Origin of the sequence: Bacillus bingmayongensis (assembly GCF_000299035.1) — a bacterium.
GTDB lineage: Bacteria > Bacillota > Bacilli > Bacillales > Bacillaceae_G > Bacillus_A > Bacillus_A bingmayongensis.
Genome location: NZ_AKCS01000018.1, coordinates 1 through 22,857 on the forward strand (window position 1 = coordinate 1; position 22,857 = coordinate 22,857).

The 22,857-nt window shown below is 33.6% G+C and carries 16 protein-coding genes and 2 pseudogenes; 8 read left to right on the forward strand and 10 right to left on the reverse strand.

Annotation, left to right across the window (positions count from 1 at the left end):
• A pseudogene (locus tag Y7E_RS0103995) lies at positions 1-932 on the forward strand (IS3 family transposase); the annotation flags it as partial.
• Between the two features lie 103 nt (positions 933-1,035).
• On the opposite strand, the gene Y7E_RS0104000 reads toward Y7E_RS0103995, so the two are convergent.
• The gene (locus Y7E_RS0104000; protein WP_017150029.1) at positions 1,036-2,343 is read right to left on the reverse strand and encodes a membrane protein; all 1,308 of its coding nucleotides are present in this window, start codon (positions 2,341-2,343) and stop codon (positions 1,036-1,038) included.
• 311 nt (positions 2,344-2,654) lie between these two features.
• On the opposite strand from Y7E_RS0104000, the gene Y7E_RS0104005 reads away from it, so the two are divergent.
• The 4 genes from Y7E_RS0104005 to Y7E_RS0104020 all read left to right on the forward strand — a co-directional run bounded on the left by Y7E_RS0104005 (position 2,655) and on the right by Y7E_RS0104020 (position 8,843).
• Positions 2,655-3,170: an acyl-CoA thioesterase gene (locus Y7E_RS0104005; protein WP_017150030.1), complete on the forward strand. Its 516-nt coding sequence runs from the start codon at positions 2,655-2,657 to the stop codon at positions 3,168-3,170.
• A 221-nt stretch (positions 3,171-3,391) separates the two neighbouring features.
• Positions 3,392-4,372, forward strand: a complete 981-nt coding sequence (locus tag Y7E_RS0104010; RefSeq protein WP_017150031.1) for a glycosyltransferase family 2 protein — start codon at positions 3,392-3,394, stop codon at positions 4,370-4,372.
• A 90-nt stretch (positions 4,373-4,462) separates the two neighbouring features.
• Entirely contained in the window at positions 4,463-5,884 is a 1,422-nt protein-coding gene (locus tag Y7E_RS0104015; RefSeq protein WP_017150032.1) for an oligosaccharide flippase family protein, read from the forward strand.
• Between the two features lie 307 nt (positions 5,885-6,191).
• Positions 6,192-8,843 carry a YfhO family protein gene (locus tag Y7E_RS0104020; RefSeq protein WP_017150033.1) on the forward strand — a complete coding sequence of 884 codons (2,652 nt, stop codon included), beginning with the start codon at positions 6,192-6,194 and terminating at the stop codon, positions 8,841-8,843.
• Between the two features lie 140 nt (positions 8,844-8,983).
• On the opposite strand, the gene Y7E_RS0104025 is transcribed toward Y7E_RS0104020, so the two are convergent.
• Positions 8,984-9,928 (reverse strand): NAD-dependent epimerase/dehydratase family protein, encoded by a 945-nt coding sequence (locus Y7E_RS0104025; protein ID WP_017150034.1) that lies wholly within the window; start codon positions 9,926-9,928, stop codon positions 8,984-8,986.
• Between the two features lie 56 nt (positions 9,929-9,984).
• Positions 9,985-10,557: a TetR/AcrR family transcriptional regulator gene (locus tag Y7E_RS0104030; protein ID WP_017150035.1), complete on the reverse strand. Its 573-nt coding sequence runs from the start codon at positions 10,555-10,557 to the stop codon at positions 9,985-9,987.
• Positions 10,558-10,669: 112 nt separating this feature from the next.
• Between Y7E_RS0104030 and Y7E_RS0104035 the strand changes: the two genes are divergently transcribed.
• Together Y7E_RS0104035 and Y7E_RS0104040 are read left to right on the forward strand one after the other, a co-directional pair.
• Complete coding sequence (locus Y7E_RS0104035; RefSeq protein ID WP_081584544.1) at positions 10,670-12,280, forward strand: ABC-F family ATP-binding cassette domain-containing protein; 1,611 nt, start codon at positions 10,670-10,672, stop codon at positions 12,278-12,280.
• Between the two features lie 148 nt (positions 12,281-12,428).
• Positions 12,429-13,901 (forward strand): ArnT family glycosyltransferase, encoded by a 1,473-nt coding sequence (locus tag Y7E_RS0104040; protein WP_026049083.1) that lies wholly within the window; start codon positions 12,429-12,431, stop codon positions 13,899-13,901.
• Between the two features lie 258 nt (positions 13,902-14,159).
• On the opposite strand, the gene Y7E_RS0104045 is transcribed toward Y7E_RS0104040, so the two are convergent.
• The 5 genes from Y7E_RS0104045 to Y7E_RS0104065 all read right to left on the reverse strand — a co-directional run bounded on the left by Y7E_RS0104045 (position 14,160) and on the right by Y7E_RS0104065 (position 18,585).
• A complete protein-coding gene (locus tag Y7E_RS0104045) occupies positions 14,160-14,489 on the reverse strand; it encodes an EamA family transporter (protein ID WP_026049084.1) in 330 nt (109 codons plus the stop codon).
• Positions 14,473-14,829, reverse strand: coding sequence for a DMT family transporter (locus Y7E_RS0104050; protein ID WP_017150040.1), 357 nt, complete (start codon positions 14,827-14,829; stop codon positions 14,473-14,475). Before Y7E_RS0104050 ends, Y7E_RS0104045 begins: the two co-directional genes overlap by 17 nt.
• Positions 14,826-16,574, reverse strand: coding sequence for a DUF6020 family protein (locus tag Y7E_RS0104055; RefSeq protein WP_017150041.1), 1,749 nt, complete (start codon positions 16,572-16,574; stop codon positions 14,826-14,828). The genes Y7E_RS0104050 and Y7E_RS0104055 overlap by 4 nt, the downstream gene beginning before the upstream one ends.
• On the reverse strand, positions 16,555-17,508 hold the full coding sequence (locus tag Y7E_RS0104060; RefSeq protein WP_017150042.1) for a glycosyltransferase family 2 protein: 954 nt from the start codon (positions 17,506-17,508) through the stop codon (positions 16,555-16,557). The genes Y7E_RS0104055 and Y7E_RS0104060 overlap by 20 nt, the downstream gene beginning before the upstream one ends.
• Positions 17,509-17,709: 201 nt before the next feature.
• On the reverse strand, positions 17,710-18,585 hold the full coding sequence (locus tag Y7E_RS0104065; protein WP_017150043.1) for a TetR/AcrR family transcriptional regulator: 876 nt from the start codon (positions 18,583-18,585) through the stop codon (positions 17,710-17,712).
• A 150-nt stretch (positions 18,586-18,735) separates the two neighbouring features.
• Between Y7E_RS0104065 and Y7E_RS0104070 the strand changes: the two genes are divergently transcribed.
• Complete coding sequence (locus tag Y7E_RS0104070) at positions 18,736-21,852, forward strand: efflux RND transporter permease subunit (protein ID WP_017150044.1); 3,117 nt, start codon at positions 18,736-18,738, stop codon at positions 21,850-21,852.
• Positions 21,853-21,877: 25 nt separating this feature from the next.
• On the opposite strand, the gene msrB is transcribed toward Y7E_RS0104070, so the two are convergent.
• Positions 21,878-22,330 carry a peptide-methionine (R)-S-oxide reductase MsrB gene (msrB, locus tag Y7E_RS34965; protein WP_371388579.1) on the reverse strand — a complete coding sequence of 151 codons (453 nt, stop codon included), beginning with the start codon at positions 22,328-22,330 and terminating at the stop codon, positions 21,878-21,880.
• Positions 22,331-22,375: 45 nt separating this feature from the next.
• Positions 22,376-22,843 (reverse strand): annotated as a pseudogene (gene msrA / locus Y7E_RS34970) (peptide-methionine (S)-S-oxide reductase MsrA); the annotation flags it as partial.
• Between the last annotated feature and the right edge of the window lie 14 nt (positions 22,844-22,857).

The following is a 22,857-nucleotide window of genomic DNA, read 5'->3' on the forward strand; positions in this document are numbered from 1 at the left end:
GAGCGTTTACGTATGGAAAATGCATATTTAAAAAAGTTGAACGCCTTAGTTCAAGAGGAGAGAAAATCTCAGAACGTCAAAAAGCGCAAGTAATTTATGAATTAAGGCATGTTTTTAAGGTAAGTCACTTAGTGAAAATAGCTGAGATTGCGCGTAGTACGTATTACTACTGGGTGAAACAATTTACTCGCCCTGACAAATACAAAGAAGTAAAAGAAATCATTAAACAGATTTTCGATGAACATAAAGGAAGATATGGGTATCGACGCATCACGTTAGAATTAAAAAATCGAAGTTACTCAATCAATCATAAAACGGTACGTCGATTAATGGTTGAGCTAGGTTTAAAATGTCTTGTCCGCATGAAGAAGTATCGTTCTTATCGTGGAAATGTTGGAAGAATTTCTCCAAATGTTCTTCAGCGTGATTTTAAGGCTTCTAAGCCTAATGAGAAATGGGTTACGGATGTGACAGAATTCCATTTATTCGGGAAGAAGCTCTATTTATCGCCAGTTTTAGATCTCTTTAATGGTGAAATCATTGCTTATAATATAGAAACACGACCTGTATTTCCACTCGTTACAAAGATGTTAGATCAAGCGTTTGAGCGTTTAAACGAAGGTGATTCCCCTATACTCCATTCGGATCAAGGGTGGCAATATCAAATGGCTCGATACCAGCACTTACTTAAAGAACATCAAATTACACAGAGTATGTCCCGTAAAGGAAACTGTTTAGATAACGCAGTCATTGAAAATTTCTTTGGCTTATTAAAATCTGAATTACTTTATCTACAAGAGTTTGAAAGTATGGAACATTTTACTTTGGAATTAGAAAAATATATTTACTATTACAATCACAAACGTATTAAGACAAAACTAAAAGGATTGAGCCCTGTGGAATACAGAATCCAATCCTTATTAGCTGCTTAGAATATTTGTCTAACTTTTTGGGTTCACTTCATTACAAGTGGTACGTTTTCTTTTATATTTCAAAATCCCTTTAAAAGTAAGATGCGAACCTCTCTACTTCACTTTATTTTTTAAAGAATAACTTTTGGCAATAAAATAACAGCATATAAGCCCCTAAGCTTTGTAAAATAAAAACGCTTGGTATAACTAAGCCACCAGATACAATATCTTTATCCAAAAACCTCATAACAATATATCCTGCTATAAGTAACAATAACAACATATACCCTTCGCTCTTTTGCTTTTGAATAAGAAAATGTAATAAGGCGATTGCCATAAATAAAGTAACAACTAGATAGATAAGCTTTTCACTTTTTAACAGTATCCCATTCATTCCTTCTGATGATAGTTGATCTATACTTGGTTTAAGAGAAGCTAACCGTTCTACTTCTAGTTCTTTTAATGTTTGATTCATACTCTCTTTCATACTTTGTGCCTGAGCCGTTTCTTGTTTATTTCGTTGTTCTCCGATTAAAATTGACTGCACATACGCATGATTAGAAATTGTATACTGTTTCATTCCCATCGCTTGAACCCCATAATTCATACCAAAATGGGTGGCGTAAAACACAGCAACAATTCCAATCATTTTCAACAAGACATTTTGTTTGTCTGCACTTTGAAATACTTCCACTAGTGACACATATACAAGTACCAAAATAATGATGAATATTCCTACTGGATAAATGATATTACTAAGAGCAAGTAATATCGCTGCACATGCCCACATGTAAGAGTGACTTAATCCCTTATGGAGCAATATATAACAGGCGAAGTAAAATAAAAATATAGAGAATAGTTCCCCTGTTAATACTAGGCAAGAAAGAATATTTGGCAAGTATAGTGCATAAAATATTGCCGCAATGCGACCACATTCTTCTTGGAATAAAATTGTCGCAATTCGATAAATGAAAAACACGATTCCTGCACAATATAAAATATTACATAGTTGTAAAACAAATGTAGCATCACCAAACATCCGAATCAAAAATGACTCATATATAACGAAAGGTAATTGCCCCACAATATTTATGTTACCACTGTTTCCTAATGCAACCTGTTTTGCAGTTTCATACATAGCTCTCGTATCACCGATCACTGAGGCATCTAAAAAAAGAACTGCTCCTATTCTGACAAGTAACGTCATACTCATCAAAAAAATGAGAAATTGTTTATCTGTAAATCGATATTGCAAAATAGATGAAAGAAGTAAAAGAAGTATAACGAAAATAAATAATACAATCGTTAAACTCGTAGAGCTTCCACCAAAAAATTGCTTACTTCCCTCGAAAGCGTTCCAGCAAGAGTAAGCAAAAAAGAAAAACATAATTCCAACAATTATTTTACTAAATCCTGTTTGTATGTGATTCATATGTACATTGCACCTCTATTTCCATTCATAACACAACGATTCTACCACGAATAGATACATGGCTGTTAGAAAATTTGTATGGCAAAAGTGTAGTAGCCACCTTTCACTTGCAATGTAAGCGAAACCTCTTTTACACTACAATCTATACAAAACAAAGTTTCTTTCAGTTACACGCATAGAAATACAACATTATTTTATATTTGATAAAACAAATTCCTTATCTAATCTCAATCACCTAGCTAACGAATGAGATTTTATACAATACACACTACATGCCGCCCTGATTGAAAACATAAATAGGAGTAGATTATATGAATAAAAAATTTATGAGAGAATCAAAAGCAATTAAAACAACACGTGTTTTCCCAAATGATTTGAACAATCACCAAACATTATTTGGCGGAAAATTATTAGCGGAAATTGACAGCATTGCATCTATTGCAGCAGCAAGGCATAGCCGTAAACATTGTGTTACAGCCTCAATTGATTCCGTTGACTTTTTAACGCCAATCCACCAAACTGATTCCGTTTGCTATGAGGCATTCGTTTGCTATACTGGGAAATCCTCTATGGAAGTGTTCGTAAAAGTCGTTGCAGAAAATCTATTATCTGGGGAACGCCGCATTGCTGCAACTTGCTTTATTACATTCGTAGCGATCAAAGATGGTAAACCTTCTTCCGTACCACAAGTGATACCTGAAACAGAGGAAGAACATTGGCTATATGAAACAGGATTAGAACGTGCTGAAAGTCGAAAAAAAGGGCGTTTAAAAAGCAAAGAAATGGCCGAAGTATTAACCTTAAATAAACCTTGGAATATTCAATAAATACCTTACCTTCCTTTTTTAAATACAAATAAAAAAGGAAGGTTTTTTATAATAAAACATATACTTTCTAGTATTTTAAAGCGTATTATACAAAAAACAGAGAGTTGCTTTACAAAGTTTATATGCGGTAAACTTATACAGATGTTCTTGTAATCTTCTTCCTTTAAAAAAGGCTTATATATATGATGCAAAACATAAAAAACTAGAGGAGATAAAATTCTATGATAGAACAAAAACACCTCGTTTCAGTTGTTATCCCGCTGTATAATGCGGAAAAATATATTGAAGAAACGATGCAATCAATATTAGATCAAACATATAAAAACATTGAAATTGTAGTTGTAGATGATGGAAGTAAAGATCAATCACCTGCTATTGTAAAAGAATTTCAGCAAAAATATCCTGAGCAAGTGAGATATGTTCATCAGAACAATCAAGGCGTATCTGTTGCTCGTAACACAGGAATTGAACACGCTAATGGTGAGTATGTTGCTTTTCTTGATAGCGATGACCTATGGCATCCAAGTAAAATAGAAAAACAAGTGGAAAGTATGCATAGGAACAGCATGGATGCTTGTTATTGTGGATATATGAACTTCTATGAAGAAACAGGTGAGAAAGTAGAGCATGTAACAAACTTCATCAAGGGGGATATGACAAAAGCCTTCTTAACACATCAAGTTGTTGCTCAAACGAGTACATGGATTTTTAAACGTTCTATTGTCATGGATCACGATATCCGCTTTACACCTGGCTGCAGCTGGGGAGAAGATTTAGAGTTTCTCTTTAAACTGATGAGTGTTACAAACGTGTGCTACGTCGATGAATATTTAACATATTATCGAATTTTATCTGAAGGAAATCTTTCTTCTAAATATAAAGATTATGAATTAAAAACAACAAAAGAGTTAGAGGTATTCAATCGGATGAAAGACTGGGTTCATCAAAAATCTCAAGATTTGATAACAAAGGATTCTCAAGAACTTATTCAAATCTTAGAGACATACCTATTCCCATATACAGTTATTAATAATGCCTGTATCTATATTAAAGAGAACTCAAAATTAGAAAAATCACAAATTAACTTGATTAAGAAAGATTTAAAGAAGTATTGCCGCAAAATTTATTCTAAAAACGGAAAACGAAGTAAAAAACTATATGCAATGCTTTGGTTCGTACGAATCAAATTCATGTTTTCTTAAATAAAAATATGATTCTAAACATTCTTTTGTAAATAAATCATTGTTACAAATAGGACAAATTCAGTCCTGAAGAATAGAAAGGTATTTTCAATGAAAACAAATAAAATCCTTAAAAACGCATCCTATCTCTTTGTAGGAAATATTATTGTTCGTTTTGTACTCGCTATTGCTACAATTCTCTTTGCGAGATATGTTTCGCCAACAGATTATGGTATGTTTACAACCGCATTAGCTGTTTCAGCTGTTATCTGTTATTTTACAGACGCAGGTTTAACACATACCTTTATGCGCGAAGGAACGAAACAAGGTGCTAATATTAGTGAACTCATAAGTAGTTATTTACGTGTTCGCTTAGTTTTAGCCGTTGTCATTTCTATTCTCTTTGCCATTTTCGCACAGTTTTTCTATGACAATGCTTACTTACGCGCGATGGTATATTTAATTGTATTGCCAACAATGTTCGGGGCAACCTTACAAGGTGTAGGAATGGCCTATTTCCAAGTAACAGAACGTATGCAATTCACTGCTATCATCTCTGTATTACAAGGTCTAACAGCAGCAGTTGCACTTTTACTAGGAATGTCTTTTAAGTGGTCGCTTATGATGGTTGCAGCAATGTACGGGGTATCAAGCCTTGTAACAGGACTGATCGCATTTATAATGGTAATCCGCTATACAACCATTCATAAAGGTTGGGATAGAAAAATTTTAGATCAGCTGCTTGTTTTCACAATCAATGGAATCATCATTATGTTACTGCCACAGCTAGGTCCAATCATATTAGAGAAGGTTTCGACATTAAAGCAAGTCGGATTCTTTGGAGCTGCATCGAAAATCCCAGCAGTACTTTATCAAATACCTGGTGTAATTGCGGCTGCCTTTTATCCAAAACTATTCGCTTTTGGAAATGAAAAAAATATTGATGAGCATAGAAAATTATCACATTTTGAATTAAAACTTATGTCTTTTTTAGGAATGGGAATTTCTATTCCGTTTATCGCTGACCCAAGTTTTTGGATTGTTAGTCTACTAGGAGAAAAATATGCACCAGCAGGTAATGCGCTTGCTATTTTAGCATTTATGGTTATTTTGCAATCCATTAACTATCCACTTGCTGACAATTTAACAACAATTGGACAGCAGTGGAAACGTACGACAACAATGGCAATTGGTTTAGCAGTTGCCGTAATCAGTTATATCGTATTAGGTAGCAAATTCGGAATGATGGGTGCTGCTGCCGCAGCTATCCTAACAGAAGTTACTTTATTATTAGGATTTACTTTATTTGTTCATAAAGGATTCCAACTATTATTTAAAGGGATTATATTTAATACCCTAGCATTTGCAATTAGTTACGGTTTATATCGCGTTATATTAATTAATTTACCACCACTCGTTGCATTAACGCTTACTGGTATACTGTACGGTATCATTGGTCTCGCAATTGACCCACAAATACGTGGTTTAATTTTAGGGTTTGTAAATAAAAAATTAGCTCGTAAAGAAGCGTAACATACTTGGTTAGACAAAAAAGATCAAAATATCTCCTTAATATTTTGATCTTTTTTTACTTTACTCCAAGCCTTTATATGATGCTGAGTGTGTACTCCCATGCCAAATTGACTTGTTTTCCCAGAATGATATACTGTAGATTGGGCAATACTGTTAATTTCATATGATTTAATAATACATATAACAGCTATTGTTTGCTTTATGTTGATATAGTTGTTATAGCACTACAGTACTATTATTTTTTCAACTGTAGTGCACATAAAAGATACACTTTGAAAAAACACTACTTAGAAGGAGTTATTTTGTAATGAATGTAGAACAGAATAATCGTAAATGGATTACAAAAAGCACTCTCATTGTAATTCCATTACTGATTGCATGTGCGTTTATTTTTCATTTCTTTTTTTTAGAATCAGATAATGTTTTTTCCAGTACAGGAGATGCATTAACCCAATTTGGATTTTTCACATTTCTAATTCAACATGCTTTTAAAGATGGAAACCTATTTTGGTCTTTTAACTATGGATTAGGCGGAGATTTGTTCAAAGAATTTAGTTACTATTATAGTACAGCCCCATTCTTTTGGATCACATTATTACTTCCAAAACTAAACCTTGAGCAAATTTTTGATTTGAAATTATACATGAGTATTATAAAAAACTTTCTAGCAATGCTCTTTATGTATGTTTCTTTACGTTATCATAAAAAAACAGCCTTTTCTTCTTTTATTGCTTCCATTATATACGGTGGATGTATCACATTTATCCGTCATTCTTTATTATGGGATTTTATGGCGGATGCTATTGTTTTTCTACCTTTAGTAATATGGGGACTAGATAAATATATTATTGAAAAGAAAAAAGGACTCTTTTTATTTGCTACAGCTTGTATGTTAGCATCAAATTTTTATTTTGCATTTATGATAAGTATCTTTATCTATATTTATGCTTTTTTCCAATATTTCGCTACACAACAAAATAAATCGATTAAATCCTTTGTAACATACTATATAAGAATTGCTTTACTATACGCCTTATCCTTAGGATTAGCTGCTTTTTGCTTTATTCCTTCTGTAAATGGTGTATTAAGTGCGGATCGCTTATCGAAAAAGTTCCATATTCCGCTATTCTTTGAAGATTCATTTTATAAAAATGTAGTAGAAAGTATCTTTTTCATTCATGATCCAGAATACCAATTAGCATTACCTGTATTCTTACTTTTCCTAGGTTTTATGGGCTTATTCATTCGTGAAAAAACGATTTTTAATAAAGTATTATTTACAATATTTATGTTTATACTTTATCTACTTCCATATACCTATTCTGTCTTTAATGGATTTTCAGCAATGCAATCAAGATGGTTTTTCTTATTCGTATTTGTAATTGCACAAGCTATTGCGTATATATTAGATTGGCTACTTAGTCATAAAAGTAAATTCATCTATGTACTAACAACTATTGTACTTGCTAGTGGAACATTTATTTATGGATTTAATCACAAATTAAACGTAAATGGCAAAGCATTTACAAAAATTGATTATATTACAATGGGTGTCATTGTTGCTTCTATTATTATGCTGAGCATATGGCGATTTGTACCAAAAAAATTCATACAATTTTTAATCGCTCTCAATATACTTTTTAATTTAGCAATTGTAAATTACGCCTATTCCGATAAATCGCTCGGTGAATATTTCGGACAAGCTAGAGTCACAAAAGAAACATTACATGCATCTGGTTATGATAATAAAGAAGAAATAGCTGCAATTCGTTATATACAAAATCAAGATAAAGATTTCTATCGAGTTATCAACCCAAATAGTGTTCACAATACGCCGTTTGTTCAAGAATATCATGGCACGAGCACTTACCAAAGTTTAGTTGATTTTTATGTCCATGACTTTATGAAAAACAAATACAATGTTATGCAAAAAACTGATACCCCTTCAATGTTCTTCCAATTAGATAACCGACTATTTCTAGAAAACATGCTAGGTGTTAAATATTATGTAATGGGCGCAGACGTAACTCCGGAAAATATCCCATATGATTATAAGTTACTAAAACAAGTGGGGACGCATAATATTTATGAAAATGAAAATGCATTGCCATTAGGAGTTGTATACGATTCCGCTATAAGTGAAGAAGAGTTTTCTAAATTAAACTTTGCACAAAGAGATCAATTACTATTAGATGCTGTAGTTGTTAATAATGCAAAAAATTATTCATTAGCTCATTTTGATACAAATAAACTGGATTCTAAATCATTACCTATTCATCATGATCAAATCAAATGGGAAAATATCGAAAAAAATGGCGATATACTAACTGTCCATGAAAACGGACGTATGATCGTACCTGTTGACTCTTCTAATGTTCTAGGTGACTATCTCGTTGAGCTGAAGATTAAAGATGTAAATAAAAATACTTTTACAGTCAATATCAATGGAAAATCTATGACAAAAGGTCATGAAGACGGTGCTTATTCCTATCCATTAGAACGATTTGTCTATAACTTAGGAAAAAATAACCACCCATCAGAATTAACTATTTCTATAGATCCAGGTGAGTATTCTCTTCAAGACTTACAAGTTAATGTTACCAACTATCAAAACATGAAAGAAAAAGTAACAGCTTTAAAAGAGAATAGACTTCAAAATATTTATATAAAAAATAATTACCTAAAAGGTGATATAAATTCCAAAAAAGATGGATTATTATATCTATCCGTACCATATGGTAAAGGATGGTCTGTAAAAGTAGATGGAAAAGAGGCAAGCTTTGTAAAGGCAAATTCTTCATTCATCGGTATTCCGATTCAAAAAGGATCCCATACCATTGAAATGACTTATGTCACTCCATATTTCAAATTAGGTGTAATCATATCCATCACTTCATTAATCATCTGTATACTATTAATGGTTTTTGAAAAGAAACGCAGACAAAAAAGTTCTCAGTAAACCTTTTTACTGATGCATATACGATAATAAAAAGGTTATTTCCAAGATATAAGGAAGTAACCTTTTTTCATTATTAATTGAACTAATTTTACATCAATATATCTTAATATTAACAATATTAATAGAAAACAATCAATAACCTAACCAATTTCAACTCTAGACCTCATATACTCAATTGTTTCCCGCAAACCATCAATGTACGCTGTCCTCGGAACTTCTCCTATATATCGTTCATACTTCTCTCCACTGAGCACTACCGGTTCTTCCGTTAAATATACCATCTCCACAAACTCTTTCATCTGTTTATCAAATAGACCAAGCATCCCTATCATACGTTTTTTTACAGTCATTACAGTTTTTTTATATCCTGTTAGTTCTCTCATACATTGAATCATCTCTTCCCCTGTAATCACACCAGAACCGGGTATGTTCCAGTTCTGTCCGTATGCATCATCACGTAATGCTAATTCGACAATTGCCTTAGCTCCATCAGGTGTAAATATATATTCTCTCGCAAGCTTTTTATCCCCAACAAAGCTAGATATTTTATTTTCAAGAACACTTTGTAACGTATGATGAATGAGCGTACTTTCCGCATTCGGACCATAAAAATCTGGAAAATGAGCAATAAGCACTGGCACGCCATATTGCTTTGCCATTATTTCAAGTTGTAAGCGAATGTTCCCCTTCTTTGTGTGCGGATTCTTTTCTGCTTCCTCCGTTATCTTCTCTCGCCCCTGCCTTCCGTACGCATAAATATTATCTACCATTGCCAATTTAACACCATAATATTTCGTTGTCTCAAGTACATTATTTAGTAGTCTTGACTGTTTTGCTTCCCAATCTGTATACGGGATATTTACAGCGTGAAAAATAACATCAACACCTTCAGCTGCTGCCATTACATCCAATTGTTGAAATACATCTCCTGCAATTATTTGTACCTTTTCTTCTCCGTGAAATAACCTTTCCAGCTTCATCTTATTTCTTGCAAAAGCAACTACATCAATTCTCCTGGCACATAACTCTTTCGTAATTGCATACCCCATTGCTCCAGATGCTCCCAATACTAACGCCTTTTTCATCACCATATCCCCCTTTTAATTAACCACTGTTCAATTAATGTTAAAAAGAAAATCACTTACATCAGAAGCGATTTTGCAATAAAATTCACATGTGCTTTAGCTAAATCTTCTACATCTTCAAATGTTTGATCACTTCCACAATAATGTGCAACAAATCCGTGTAATGATAAAAAAACAGACCATACTGTCATCGCATTTATATTTCCTTTACATAAAGAAGATATAACAGAAGCGAACTTCTCATAACTAACATTTGGTCCATCTGCTAAACATTCTTTTAATTCATCGTCTTTAATCAAGAACATGATTTCATAATGACTTTGATTTCGTAAACCGAATTCAATAAAGCCAAATAAAACCGCTTTTAATTGCTCTTCCTGTTTTAAATTTAGAGCATTAATTTCATCTAGTTTTTGATCCAATAATCGAAAATCTTGTTCAACCATCGCATAAAAAAGCTCTGCTTTATTTTTAAAATGATAATAGATTGAGCCATGACTATATCCTAATTCTGCTGCGATTTTACGCATTGAAGTATGCTGATACCCTTGTTTTATAAATAAATCCCTCGCTGCATTCATAATCATTTCTCTCGTTAATTCTTGTTTAACTGCTCTTCTTGGCGACATTTCTCATACCTCACAATATAATTAACCACTGGTCAATTATATTGTATTGTTTTTCCAAAAAAAAAGCAATCCTATTTTTGAAAAAATATACATTTTGAAAGGATAGCATTATATCCGAGAATTTAGTATCATGATTCAAGATACTATTTTGAAATGGACGGAGGACATTATGAGCTTATTAACAGTTGAAAATTTAGGTCATACATTTGGTGATCGTACACTATTTAAAGACGTATCAATGCGTTTATTAGCAGGAGAACATGTTGGTTTAGTTGGTGCAAACGGCGTTGGTAAATCAACATTTATGAATATTATTACTGGACAACTTATCCATGATGAGGGACGCGTAGAATGGACACCTGGTACACATTACGGATATTTAGACCAACATACAATCTTAACACCGGGCAGAACAATTCGTGACGTATTAACAGATGCGTTCTTACCTTTATTTGAGAAAGAAAAAGAACTCAATATCATTACTGAGAAAATGGGAACAGCTACGCCGGAGGAATTAGAAGAACTTCTTGATCAAATGGCAGAGATTCAAGATGCGCTTGAAGCAGGTGGTTTCTATTTATTAGATATTAAAATTGAAGAAGCTGCGCGTGGTCTTGGAATTGATGCAATTGGTTTAGATCGTGATGTTTCTGCATTAAGTGGTGGACAACGTACAAAAGTATTACTTGCAAAGCTATTACTTGAACAGCCAGAAGTACTATTACTGGATGAGCCTACCAACTATTTAGACGTTGAACATATTCAATGGTTAACAAATTATCTAAAAGAATATCCACATGCGTTCCTATTAATTTCCCATGATACGGAATTTATGAACAAATGTGTCGATGTTATTTTTCATCTAGAATTCTCAAAAATGACGCGTTACACAGCGACATATGAGAAGTTTTTAGAACTTGCAGAAATCAATAAAAATCAACACTTAAATGCTTATCAAAAGCAACAGGAATTCATTAAAAAGCAAGAAGATTTCATTGCAAAAAATAAAGCTCGTTATTCTACAACGGGCCGTGCAAAGAGCCGTCAAAAACAACTTGACCGCATGGAGCGTATCGATCGCCCAGAAACAGCGATTAAACCAGAATTTTCATTCAAAGAATGCCGTGCGAGTAGTCGCTTTGTCTTTGAAGGGGAAGACGTAGAAATCGGATATACACATCCACTATTACCAAAACTAACAATGACAATTGAACGCGGTGAAAAAATTGCAATTGTTGGGTGTAACGGTGTCGGTAAATCGACATTATTAAAAACAATCCTTGGAAAAATTAAACCATTAAACGGAAAAACAAGTCTTGGTGATTTCTTAGAACCAGCATACTTTGAACAAGAAGTAAAAGCAGATAACTTAACACCTATCGATGATGTGTGGAACACATTCCCGAATTTAGACCAACATCAAATTCGTGCAATGTTAGCGAAATGTGGTCTAAAAAATGAACACATCACTCGTCCATTAAGCCAATTAAGCGGTGGAGAGCAAGCAAAGGTTCGTTTATGTAAATTGATGGGTGAACAAAGTAACTGGCTATTATTTGATGAGCCGACAAACCACCTTGACGTTACAGCAAAAGAAGAATTGAAGAAAGCTATGAAAGCATATAAAGGAACAATCCTTCTCGTATGCCATGAACCAGACTTTTATGAAGATTGGGTAACAAAAGTTTGGAATGTAGAAGAATGGGCACAACAAAAAGCTTAAATACTAAAACATTTTCCTTGCTTTCTTATGCAAGGAAAATGTTTACTATATAGAACAAAATTTCTATCCGTACTTTACTTAAATAAATTTCATCTCATGTAATATCTCATTACTAAAAGTATGGATATACAAGGAGTATGAACGCAAAATGAAAAGTATATCCTCCACTAAAATCAATTCCCTTTTAACAAAATGTTTATTGATACTGTGTCTCATTATTTTTATATTTACCACATGGAATTCTGTAATCATTACTAGAGATACTTTCTGGACTCGAATCCTGATTATATTCCCAATCATTGTTATAATTCTACTTCTCCTACTTCTTCTAGGGTATATTGTAAATAAATATATTTCCCAGATATCATTTATTGTTTTACTAACTATCTTAGCTTTTTCTATTCGATTGATTTGGATTATAACCATACCCACTCTCATCGAATCTGACTTTGAAATGCTGTATAATAGCGCAGTGCAAGCAGCTAATGGAGATTTTAGCTTTGCTCAAGGCACGTATTTTACTACATGGGTTTATCAACTTGGCTTTACAATGTATCAAGCTTTCATTATTAAATTATTTGGTGAAGGAGCTTTCCCACTCAAATTATTAAATGTTCTATATTGCACAGGAACTGTATTACTCATTTATCTCATTACTAAAAAAGTTTTTAATGAATGGTCTGGACGTATTGCTGGATTACTGTATTCATTATATATTCCAAGTATTATGATGACCTCAGTATTAACAAACCAGCATCTTGCTACATTCCTTTTCTATCTTGGATTTTATTTATTAATTGCAAAAGGACTAAGTAGCCAATATACATGGATTTTCATAGGTCTTACATTATCTCTAGGAGACATCATTCGTCCACTCGGCATGCTAATTTTAGTAGCCGTAGTTATTTATATTTTCCTTCAAGGAATGTTGGGACAAACGAAAAAGGTGATTTTCAATTCTTTCAAAAAACTAAGTGGGATTTTAATTGTCTTCTATCTTGTACACTATGTAATAAGCTACGCTTTCATTACATCCGGAATTACACAGTATCCTTTATCAAACCGTGACTCCCTATGGAAATTTGTTTTGGGATTCAACCATGAAACAAGGGGAAGCTATTCAGATACAGACGCAGCTCATATTATGTCTTTTAAAATTGGTGAAAAGCGAGAGGCTGAAGAAAAGAGAATCATTAAAGAAAGACTAGCTGATAAACAAGAGGTTTTAGCTTTATTTAAAAATAAGTTTGCTCTTATGTGGGGGGATATCGATGCATCTCCATATTGGAGCTTAAATATGGAAGGTAAAGAAGATTTAAAAGAGACTTCCTTAAAATATGAACGCTATATGTATATAGCAACTATGCTATTCGGTATCGTATCACTCTTATCTCTCATAGCAACGAAACAAAAAAATTATTATTATACTCCTTTTTGTTTACTAATTATTGGATATATACTCATTCATTTCTTAATAGAAATTCAGGCACGATACCGTTATTTCATTATTCCAAGTTTCACCATTATCCAAAGTTATGGCATATACATGTGCTATAAACTGATAACAAAAAGAGCAGTAACCAAAAGAAATAATGTAAAAACATCCTCTATTAGTAAATAAAGTGCTCCTTTAATTAATGAGGATTTTCTTCATCCTCCATCTGATTTCTTTACCTTTTCTGAAGTTTGAGGTGAGTGTATTATTGCCCGTTAATGCGGGATAAAAAATCATTACAAATATGAATGCTTTACGCAATGTTCTTTCATATTTCATAAACTAACTCTTCATTAAAATTGGGATAACAAAGATTGAGAACATTGAAGAATGAACATAAAAAGGTCATTGAGACACTATCCTCAATGACCTTTTCTATATCCGTTACATACTAATGACTAAGGCACCTACAATAATAAAGCTCACACCAATCCATTTTCTTTTTGTAATCTTTTCCGATAAAAAGAAATATGCAATGACCAATGACCATACATACGTAATAGCTGTTAATGGATATACAATTGTATAAGGAACATATTTTAACAAGATAATGTTAAAGATTGCGCCACCTGAATACAGAATGCCTCCTATAATGAAATTAATAAGAAAGCTCTTCTGAAATCCGATTCCATTCGATGTTGCTTTTTTAAAAAAATAGCCACCTAAAGCACCTAAAATTGTCATGAATATGAGTAAACTAACTTTCAGTATCACTGCCGCCAATTAATACAGCTCCTATAACAATTAATATTGTTCCTAAAATATGCCGATACGTTAAAGACTCTCCTAAAAAGAATGTTCCTAAGAAAAGTGCAAATACATATCCCATACTTAACAAAGGGTGTAGTACCGATAAACTTCCAAAACGAAAAGCTACAATCATAAGTGCTGCTCCTACAAAATACATAAAAAATCCAATTAAAAAATATAAATTTATATGACCATTGGACAACTTCCAAAGAAGCTGTCCAACTGCGGTACTGAAAGATGCTATAAGAATAAGCACAATACCAATCTGGTTATTTTTAATAGAGTTCCCTAGTCCATTCATCATGATTGCTGCTCTCGTTTCACCTGTACACTCGCCATTAAGAACAATATGTACGTAACTAAAATGTTTGCATATAAATACCTCACGTCTTGGGCTGGTAAAGCAACTGCCACTGTTCCTGCATTTAATAAACATGGTAAGGCTACTAAAATAAGTTTCCAGTTACTTTTTATAGCTGTTACAAATAAGCATAAAATCATAATAAACAGGTAAACTGCAGGACGATTTAAAATATTTAAAGGACTATTCTCAACTTTAGTAAGTACTTTGCTTAGTACAGTTTGAACTTTTTCACTTCCATAAGCAACTTTAATACGATGCTCTTTTAGCACTTCAGGAGATGGTGGCTCTTTTCCATAAGTAGATGTATATCCATCAGCTGGCACCTTAATTTGCCACACAAGAGAGGTAATATCTAAGTAACTCTCCGTAACTAGTTTCGGATTTTGTTTACATAGTTCTAACCAATGCTCAAAGAATTCAGCTTTGTTTGCGTATAGAAACTTACGATTATAATTTTGACTTCCTTTCAATGGATCCGCAATATATGGATTATAATTGTTTTTCCACTCTTCTAACGGTAATACTTGTCCGTAATACTCTAACTGTTCTTTTGTAATATTACCATCATATGAAATTACTCGACCAATTTGCTGAATCGGTATTGCGTAAGCTTCGTTTGGGTCCGATGGCTTTACATGAAAATATGAAAAGATAGGTCCAGTTACGATAAAATGCAGTGCGATTACAACAATAGCGACCGCATACATTTTAACAAGCTTAAATCTAAAAATAATAAAGAAAATGATCATTGTAACAAAGAAGGCTGGAAAACCATTGTGTCTGAAGAACACAACGCCCACACTTGCTATAAAGAATAGTAGCACATTTGTGTTTTTATGTAACCATTTTCCTTCCGTACTAACAATATTAAACAGCAAAATGGTTAAGAACATGATTGCTGTGCTAAATAAAATATCTTTCCATAGTGTTACAGAATAAACACCATTAATTGGCATACATGCAAAACCTACGATCGCTAAGTAAACAATCCATTTATTCGCACCTTGTTTTCTAAACCGATAAGCGCCATAAGCAAATACAAATGACATGATTAAGATTTGCGCAATACCAACTACAGCTGGCGAATCCCAAATCTTTGTAAGTAATAATAAAAACCATGTGTGTACAACAGGATGCCAATCATTAAATTCGAGTATATGGATTTGGATCCATTGGAATAAAGAATCCACTGTCATAATCCCTGGGAAAAGACCAGCTAAATATAAAGAAAAAACAGCCATACTCGGTACTGCATACCAAAGAATATGAACTTTACTAACGTCCTTCTTATCGTTACGTAATCGGAAAAGAAACCGAACAATTACCAATGTGAGTGCAAACAACACAATATATGTTGATACGTACACATAGATTTTCGTGAAAGTACTGTTATCTTGTAAATAATACTGTTCACCCTTTAAACTGAGTAATAAACATAATGTATATAACGTAAGAAAAGTAAAAGAAAATCTTTGATTTCTACGCTTTAGTTGATAGTACGGTTCAAATGTCTTTCGGCTGAAAGTAATAGAAAATAAAACGCTAATTGCAATTAAGCTAATAATCAAATGAGTAGTCGATACATCACGAATCGGATAGAAGAAGAAAATAAATCCGATTCCAAAAAACACAGCAAGTAGTAGAATAATAGCTATTCTTACTAAACTAACATTTGCTTGCTTCACGCTCAGTTCCTCCTACTCTTTCATAAACACGGTGCAATTCCATTTCATACTGTTTTCTATTATTAGAAACAACCGTGTCTAGAATTAAACCACAAGAGAAGCTTAGCATGGATAAAACCACGAACCCAACAGCAAGAATTGCAGAAGGAACTTTTGCTACATACTGGGATGTGAAAAATTCAATAATTACAGGAACCCCTACAATAAGCCCTAATAATAAAAATACACTAGACCATACAGAGAAGAATGCAAATGGTTTATAGTCTTTAAACAATGTAAAGATTGTTTTTAATACTTTCATACCATCAGAAAATGTATTTAATTTCGATTCACTACCCTCTGGTCTATCACGATAATCAATTGGGATCTCTTTCAGTTTCATTCTTTTATCTAAAGAATGAATACTCAGCTCCGTTTCAATTTCAAACCCTGGGCTCATAACTGGGAATGATTTAACAAAGAACTTATTAAATCCTCTATATCCTGTCATAATATCTTCAATATCACTTTTATATAACTTATTAATTAAGCCTTTTACAAGATTATTACCAAGGTTATGAAATGCTCTTTTATTTTCATTTCCGTAGGTTCCATTTGACAAACGATCTCCAATAACCATATCTGCCTCATTATTTATCAACGGTTCTAAAATTGAATGTACAAATTCAGCCGGATACGTATCATCACCATCAACCATAATATAATAATCAGCTTCAATGTCCATAAACATGGAACGGACAACATTCCCTTTTCCTTGTCGGAATTCTTTTCTCACAATAGCCCCATGCGATAATGCCACCTCTGATGTACGATCAGATGAATTATTGTCATAAACATAAATTTTCGCAGTTGGTAATTCTTTTTTAAAATCATCAATTACTTTACCTATTGTTATCTCTTCATTATAACAAGGTACTAAGACCGCTATATCCACTTACTACTCCTCCTTTAATTATACGAACAACCTTCCAAATATCACTTTGTATAAAATTACCTTAGTAACATTTACCAAACAATTCTATCATAAATTAAAGAAAATATTAAATCCCTTTAATTAATTTAAAAATCCGTGTCTTTTGATGAAAAGACACGGATTTTCACTAAAATTACTTTAAATTTATACATACTCTACCGTTTAAAACACTTTTATATGATAATATCCCGCTAACCTCAACCGAAAATCTTTCAACTTAGCATATGACTTCAAATTTGCCAACATCCCCTGAATCACCGGGATTCTTGGATTTAGTAGTCTCATTTCAGCTTCCAAAACATCCAGTGTAACTAACAACTCATCGTTTTCTAATTGATCTGCTAATGTACGTTTGAACGTAACAATTTCTTGTAAAAAATGCTCTTTTGCCTGCTCTTTAATAAGCTCTGAACTACAAAAGAATTGTCTTAGCTTTTCTTCATGTAAAACAGGCATATCCTTAGATTGTACAAGACCTGCTACAATATTATCCATTCTCTTTACAATAAATGATGAAACATGAAATAGATCTATTTCAGCTGCATTTAAAATAATCAACTCTAAATAACCCCTGCATATCCCTTCTACCATAATAACAAGATCTAACAGGTATGGAATAACCTGTTCACCATAAATTGATAATAAACTATTTCGATAAAATGCATGTGACTCGAGCTTCATTCTCATCATAAATGCTTCTACTTCTTTATTAAACGGAATAGCACTTTCCCTTGCATGCATAATAATAAATTCCTTATGCTCTTGTACATCACTAAACTGACAATACAATTGTTTTTCAAACTTCTCACGTGGAACTAATGATTCTTTATCAAGATCCATCATCTTTTTATGGATTTTGTCATAATAATATCGGAGTGTCGCTAATAACAATTCATCTTTCGACTTGAAATATAAATAAAAAGCCCCTTTGGATATGCCGCATGCTGTTACAATCTCTTGAACTGACGTTGCATTCACGCCCTTAGTTGCAAATAACTTCATTGCCATTTCTATAATTAAACGTTCTTTTTCTTTCATGGTTTCTCTCCTAATTCAATCTCGCATCATAAGATTTTAACTGCCTTTTATTATATCATCCTTTTCCATTGACGACTGACCACTCAGTCAGTTATATTATGTATTAGACTGACCAGTTGGTCAATACATGTTAAAAAAGGGAGCGCAAACATGAACAAAATTATTAACTTTTCGTTAAAAAACAAGTTCGCAGTTTGGCTATTAACCATTATCGTTACCGTGGCAGGAATTTATTCTGGGCTTAATATGAAGCTAGAAACAATCCCTGACATTACAACACCTGTTGTAACAGTAACAACGGTTTATCCTGGTGCTACACCAGCGGAAGTAGCTGATAAGGTATCTAAACCGATGGAACAGCAACTGCAGAATTTAAGCGGAGTCAATGTTGTCAGTTCTTCCTCTTATCAAAATGCCTCTTCTATTCAAGTAGAATATGACTTTGAGAAGAATATGGAGAAAGCTGAAACTGAAATTAAAGAAGCACTCGCAAATGTAAAATTACCAGAAGGCGTGCAAGATCCAAAAGTTTCTCGAGTAAACTTCAATGCCTTTCCTGTTATTTCATTAAGCGTAGCAAGTAAAGATGAATCTTTAGCTGCCTTAACTGAAAAAGTTGAAAAAAATATTGTCCCAGGACTAAAAGGACTTGATGGTGTTGCATCTGTTCAAATTTCGGGACAACAAGTAAATGAAGTACAACTTGTCTTCAAAAAGGATAAGATGAAAGAATTAGGTTTAAGTGAAGATACCGTTAAAAATCTCATTAAAGGTTCTGACGTATCTTTACCACTTGGACTTTATACTTTTAAAGATACGGAAAAATCAGTTGTTGTAGATGGTAATATCACAACACTCAAAGCTTTAAAAGAAATGAAGATTCCTGCTGTTCCTTCAGCAGCAAGTGATCAAGGTAATCCAGGAGCAGGGGCTCAAGCACCGCAGATGAATCCAGCTGCAGCTAACGGTATCCCTACTGTTACATTAGAAGAAATTGCTGATATAAAAGAAATTGGAAAAGCTGAATCCATCTCTCGTACAAATGGAAAAGAAGCAATCGGCATTCAAATTGTCAAAGCTGCCGATGCGAATACAGTTGACGTTGTAAATGCGGTCAAAGATAAAGTAAAAGACTTTGAGAAGAAATATAAAGACTTAGAAATCATCTCAACATTTGACCAAGGTGCACCAATTGAAAAATCAGTTGAGACAATGCTAAGCAAAGCCATCTTTGGTGCAATCTTTGCCATTGTCATTATTATGTTGTTCTTACGCAATATCCGAACAACATTGATTTCTGTCGTTTCTATACCACTTTCTTTATTAATCGCCGTTTTAGTACTAAAACAGATGGATATTACGCTTAATATGATGACACTTGGAGCCATGACCGTTGCCATTGGGCGCGTTGTCGATGATTCGATCGTTGTTATTGAAAATATTTACCGACGTATGTCCTTATCAGACGAAAAATTAAAAGGTAGAGACTTAATTCGTGAAGCGACAAAAGAGATGTTTGTTCCAATTATGTCCTCTACAATTGTAACAATTGCGGTCTTTTTACCTCTTGGACTTGTAAAAGGTATGATTGGTGAAATGTTCTTACCGTTTGCTTTAACAATCGTCTTTGCTTTATTAGCTTCATTACTTGTAGCAGTTACAATTGTACCGATGCTAGCACACTCTTTATTCAAAAAGGAAAGTATGAGAGAAAAGCAAGTACATCATGAAGAAAAACCAAGTAGGTTAGCAAATGGCTATAAAAAAGTGCTTGAATGGGCACTAAATCATAAAATCATTACATCTAGCATCGCTATTCTTTTATTAGTAGGTAGCCTTGCACTTGTACCAATTATCGGTGTAAGTTTCTTACCATCCGAAGAAGAGAAAATGATTATTGCAACATATAACCCTGAACCAGGACAAACATTGGAAGACGTTGAAAAAATAACAACAAAAGCTGAAAAACACTTCCAAGATAAAAAGGATGTAAAAACAATTCAGTTCTCATTAGGTGGAGAAAACCCAATGAGCCCAGGGCAAACAAATCAAGCTATGTTCTTCGTTCAGTATGATAATGACACGAAAAACTTTGAAAAAGAGAAAGAAAAAGTAATTAAAGACTTGCAAAAGATGACAGGAAAAGGTGAATGGAAGAGCCAAGACTTCGGGGCTAGTGGCGGTAGCAATGAAATTAAGCTATACGTATACGGAGATAGCTCAGAAGACATTAAACCTGTCGTTAAAGATATTCAAAATATCATGAAAAAGAATAAAGACCTAAAAGATACCGACTCTAGTATTGCAAAAACATACGCAGAATACACATTAGTGGCAGATCAAGAAAAACTAAGTAAAATGGGTCTAACTGCTGCGCAGATTGGAATGGGACTTTCTAATCAACATGATCGCCCTGTTCTTACAACCATAAAAAAAGATGGTAAAGATATTAACGTATATGTAGAAGCTGAAAAACAAAATTATGAAACTATCGATGATTTAACAAATCGTAAAATTACAACACCACTTGGTAACGAGGTAGCTGTTAAAGATGTTATGACTGTAAAAGAAGGTGAAACTTCTAATACAGTAACCCATCGTGATGGCCGCGTTTATGCAGAAGTAAGTGCAAAATTAACATCCGATGATGTTTCCAAAGCATCTGCTGCTGTTCAGAAAGAAGTAGATAAAATGGATCTTCCTTCTGGTGTAGATGTGTCTATGGGCGGTGTAACAAAAGATATTCAAGAATCATTCCAGCAACTCGGCTTAGCGATGTTGGCTGCGATTGCCATTGTATACTTCGTTCTTGTCGTTACATTCGGCGGTGCCCTTGCACCATTCGCGATTTTATTCTCGCTACCATTTACAATCATTGGTGCTCTTGTTGCCCTATTGATTTCTGGTGAGACATTAAGTGTATCAGCAATGATTGGTGCCCTTATGTTAATCGGTATCGTTGTAACGAATGCGATTGTTCTCATCGACCGTGTTATTCATAAAGAGAATGAAGGTCTATCAACACGCGAAGCATTATTAGAAGCTGGCGCAACACGCTTACGTCCAATCCTAATGACAGCAATTGCAACAATTGGCGCTCTTATCCCACTTGCACTAGGATTTGAAGGCAGTGGATTAATTTCTAAAGGCCTTGGAGTAACGGTAATTGGTGGATTAACAAGTTCTACATTATTAACACTTCTTATCGTTCCAATTGTGTATGAAGTGCTTAGTAAATTTAAAAAGAAAAAGAAAATAGTAAAATAAAAAAATAACCTCGCGTGCAGCGAGGTTATTTTTTATTTCCAAACAGAATGAGAAAATCCCCATAGCCCTCTTTCTCTAGTTCCTCTTTCGGAATAAAGCGAAGTGCTGCTGAATTAATGCAATAACGGAGGCCATTTGGCCCTGGTCCATCGGGGAATACATGACCAAGATGGGAATCTCCTTCTTTGCTTCTTACTTCCGTACGCGTCATATTGTGACTAACATCCATTTTCTCTTTTACACTAGCTGACATAACTGGCTTTGTAAAACTTGGCCACCCACATCCACTATCAAATTTATCTAAAGAGGTAAATAGTGGTTCACCAGAAACAATATCCACATAAATACCTTCCTCTTTATGATTCCAATATTCATTTTGAAACGGTGGCTCCGTCCCATTTTCTTGTGTTACATAAAATTGCATATCTGTTAATCGCTCTTTTAAGTGTGCATTATCTTTTGGCCAATGTTTTTTAATAAAAGCATCTCGTCCTGACCCTTGGCGATATAATTCATACCGAAAAGCATTTTTCTTATGATATCCTTGATGATATTCTTCAGCTGGATAGAAAGTAGCTGAAGGGAGAATTTTTGTAGCAATTGGTTTCGAAAAACGACCGCTCTCAGCAAGTTTTATTTTTGAAGCTTCTGCTTGTGCACGTTGTTCTTCACTATGATAAAAAATTACGGTTTCATAAGATTGTCCACGATCATGAAATTGGCCGCCGACATCTGTTGGATCAATCTGTCTCCAATAAATATCCAATAATTTTTCATACGGCATTTTATTTGCATCGAATGTAATTTGTACCGCTTCATAATGCCCTGTTGTTTCAGAACATACTTCTTTATATGTTGGGTTCTCTTTATGCCCACCCGTGTAACCTGAAACAACCTTAATTATGCCTTCCATCTCTTCAAATGGTGAAACCATACACCAAAAACAGCCTCCAGCAAATGTAGCAAGCTCTACTTTTTCATTTATAGTCAATTCGCATCACCTCA

Excerpts from the sequence above, each read along its gene's own strand:
- Y7E_RS0104000 (WP_017150029.1), bottom strand. The coding sequence starts at position 2,343 with ATGAATCACATACAAACAGGATTTAGTAAAATAATTGTTGGAATTATG.
- Y7E_RS0104005 (WP_017150030.1), top strand. The coding sequence starts at position 2,655 with ATGAATAAAAAATTTATGAGAGAATCAAAAGCAATTAAAACAACACGT.
- Y7E_RS0104010 (WP_017150031.1), top strand. The coding sequence starts at position 3,392 with ATGATAGAACAAAAACACCTCGTTTCAGTTGTTATCCCGCTGTATAAT.
- Y7E_RS0104015 (WP_017150032.1), top strand. The coding sequence starts at position 4,463 with ATGAAAACAAATAAAATCCTTAAAAACGCATCCTATCTCTTTGTAGGA.
- Y7E_RS0104020 (WP_017150033.1), top strand. The coding sequence starts at position 6,192 with ATGAATGTAGAACAGAATAATCGTAAATGGATTACAAAAAGCACTCTC.
- Y7E_RS0104025 (WP_017150034.1), bottom strand. The coding sequence starts at position 9,928 with ATGAAAAAGGCGTTAGTATTGGGAGCATCTGGAGCAATGGGGTATGCA.
- Y7E_RS0104030 (WP_017150035.1), bottom strand. The coding sequence starts at position 10,557 with ATGTCGCCAAGAAGAGCAGTTAAACAAGAATTAACGAGAGAAATGATT.
- Y7E_RS0104040 (WP_026049083.1), top strand. The coding sequence starts at position 12,429 with ATGAAAAGTATATCCTCCACTAAAATCAATTCCCTTTTAACAAAATGT.
- Y7E_RS0104050 (WP_017150040.1), bottom strand. The coding sequence starts at position 14,829 with ATGATGAATGGACTAGGGAACTCTATTAAAAATAACCAGATTGGTATT.
- Y7E_RS0104065 (WP_017150043.1), bottom strand. The coding sequence starts at position 18,585 with ATGAAAGAAAAAGAACGTTTAATTATAGAAATGGCAATGAAGTTATTT.
- Y7E_RS0104070 (WP_017150044.1), top strand. The coding sequence starts at position 18,736 with ATGAACAAAATTATTAACTTTTCGTTAAAAAACAAGTTCGCAGTTTGG.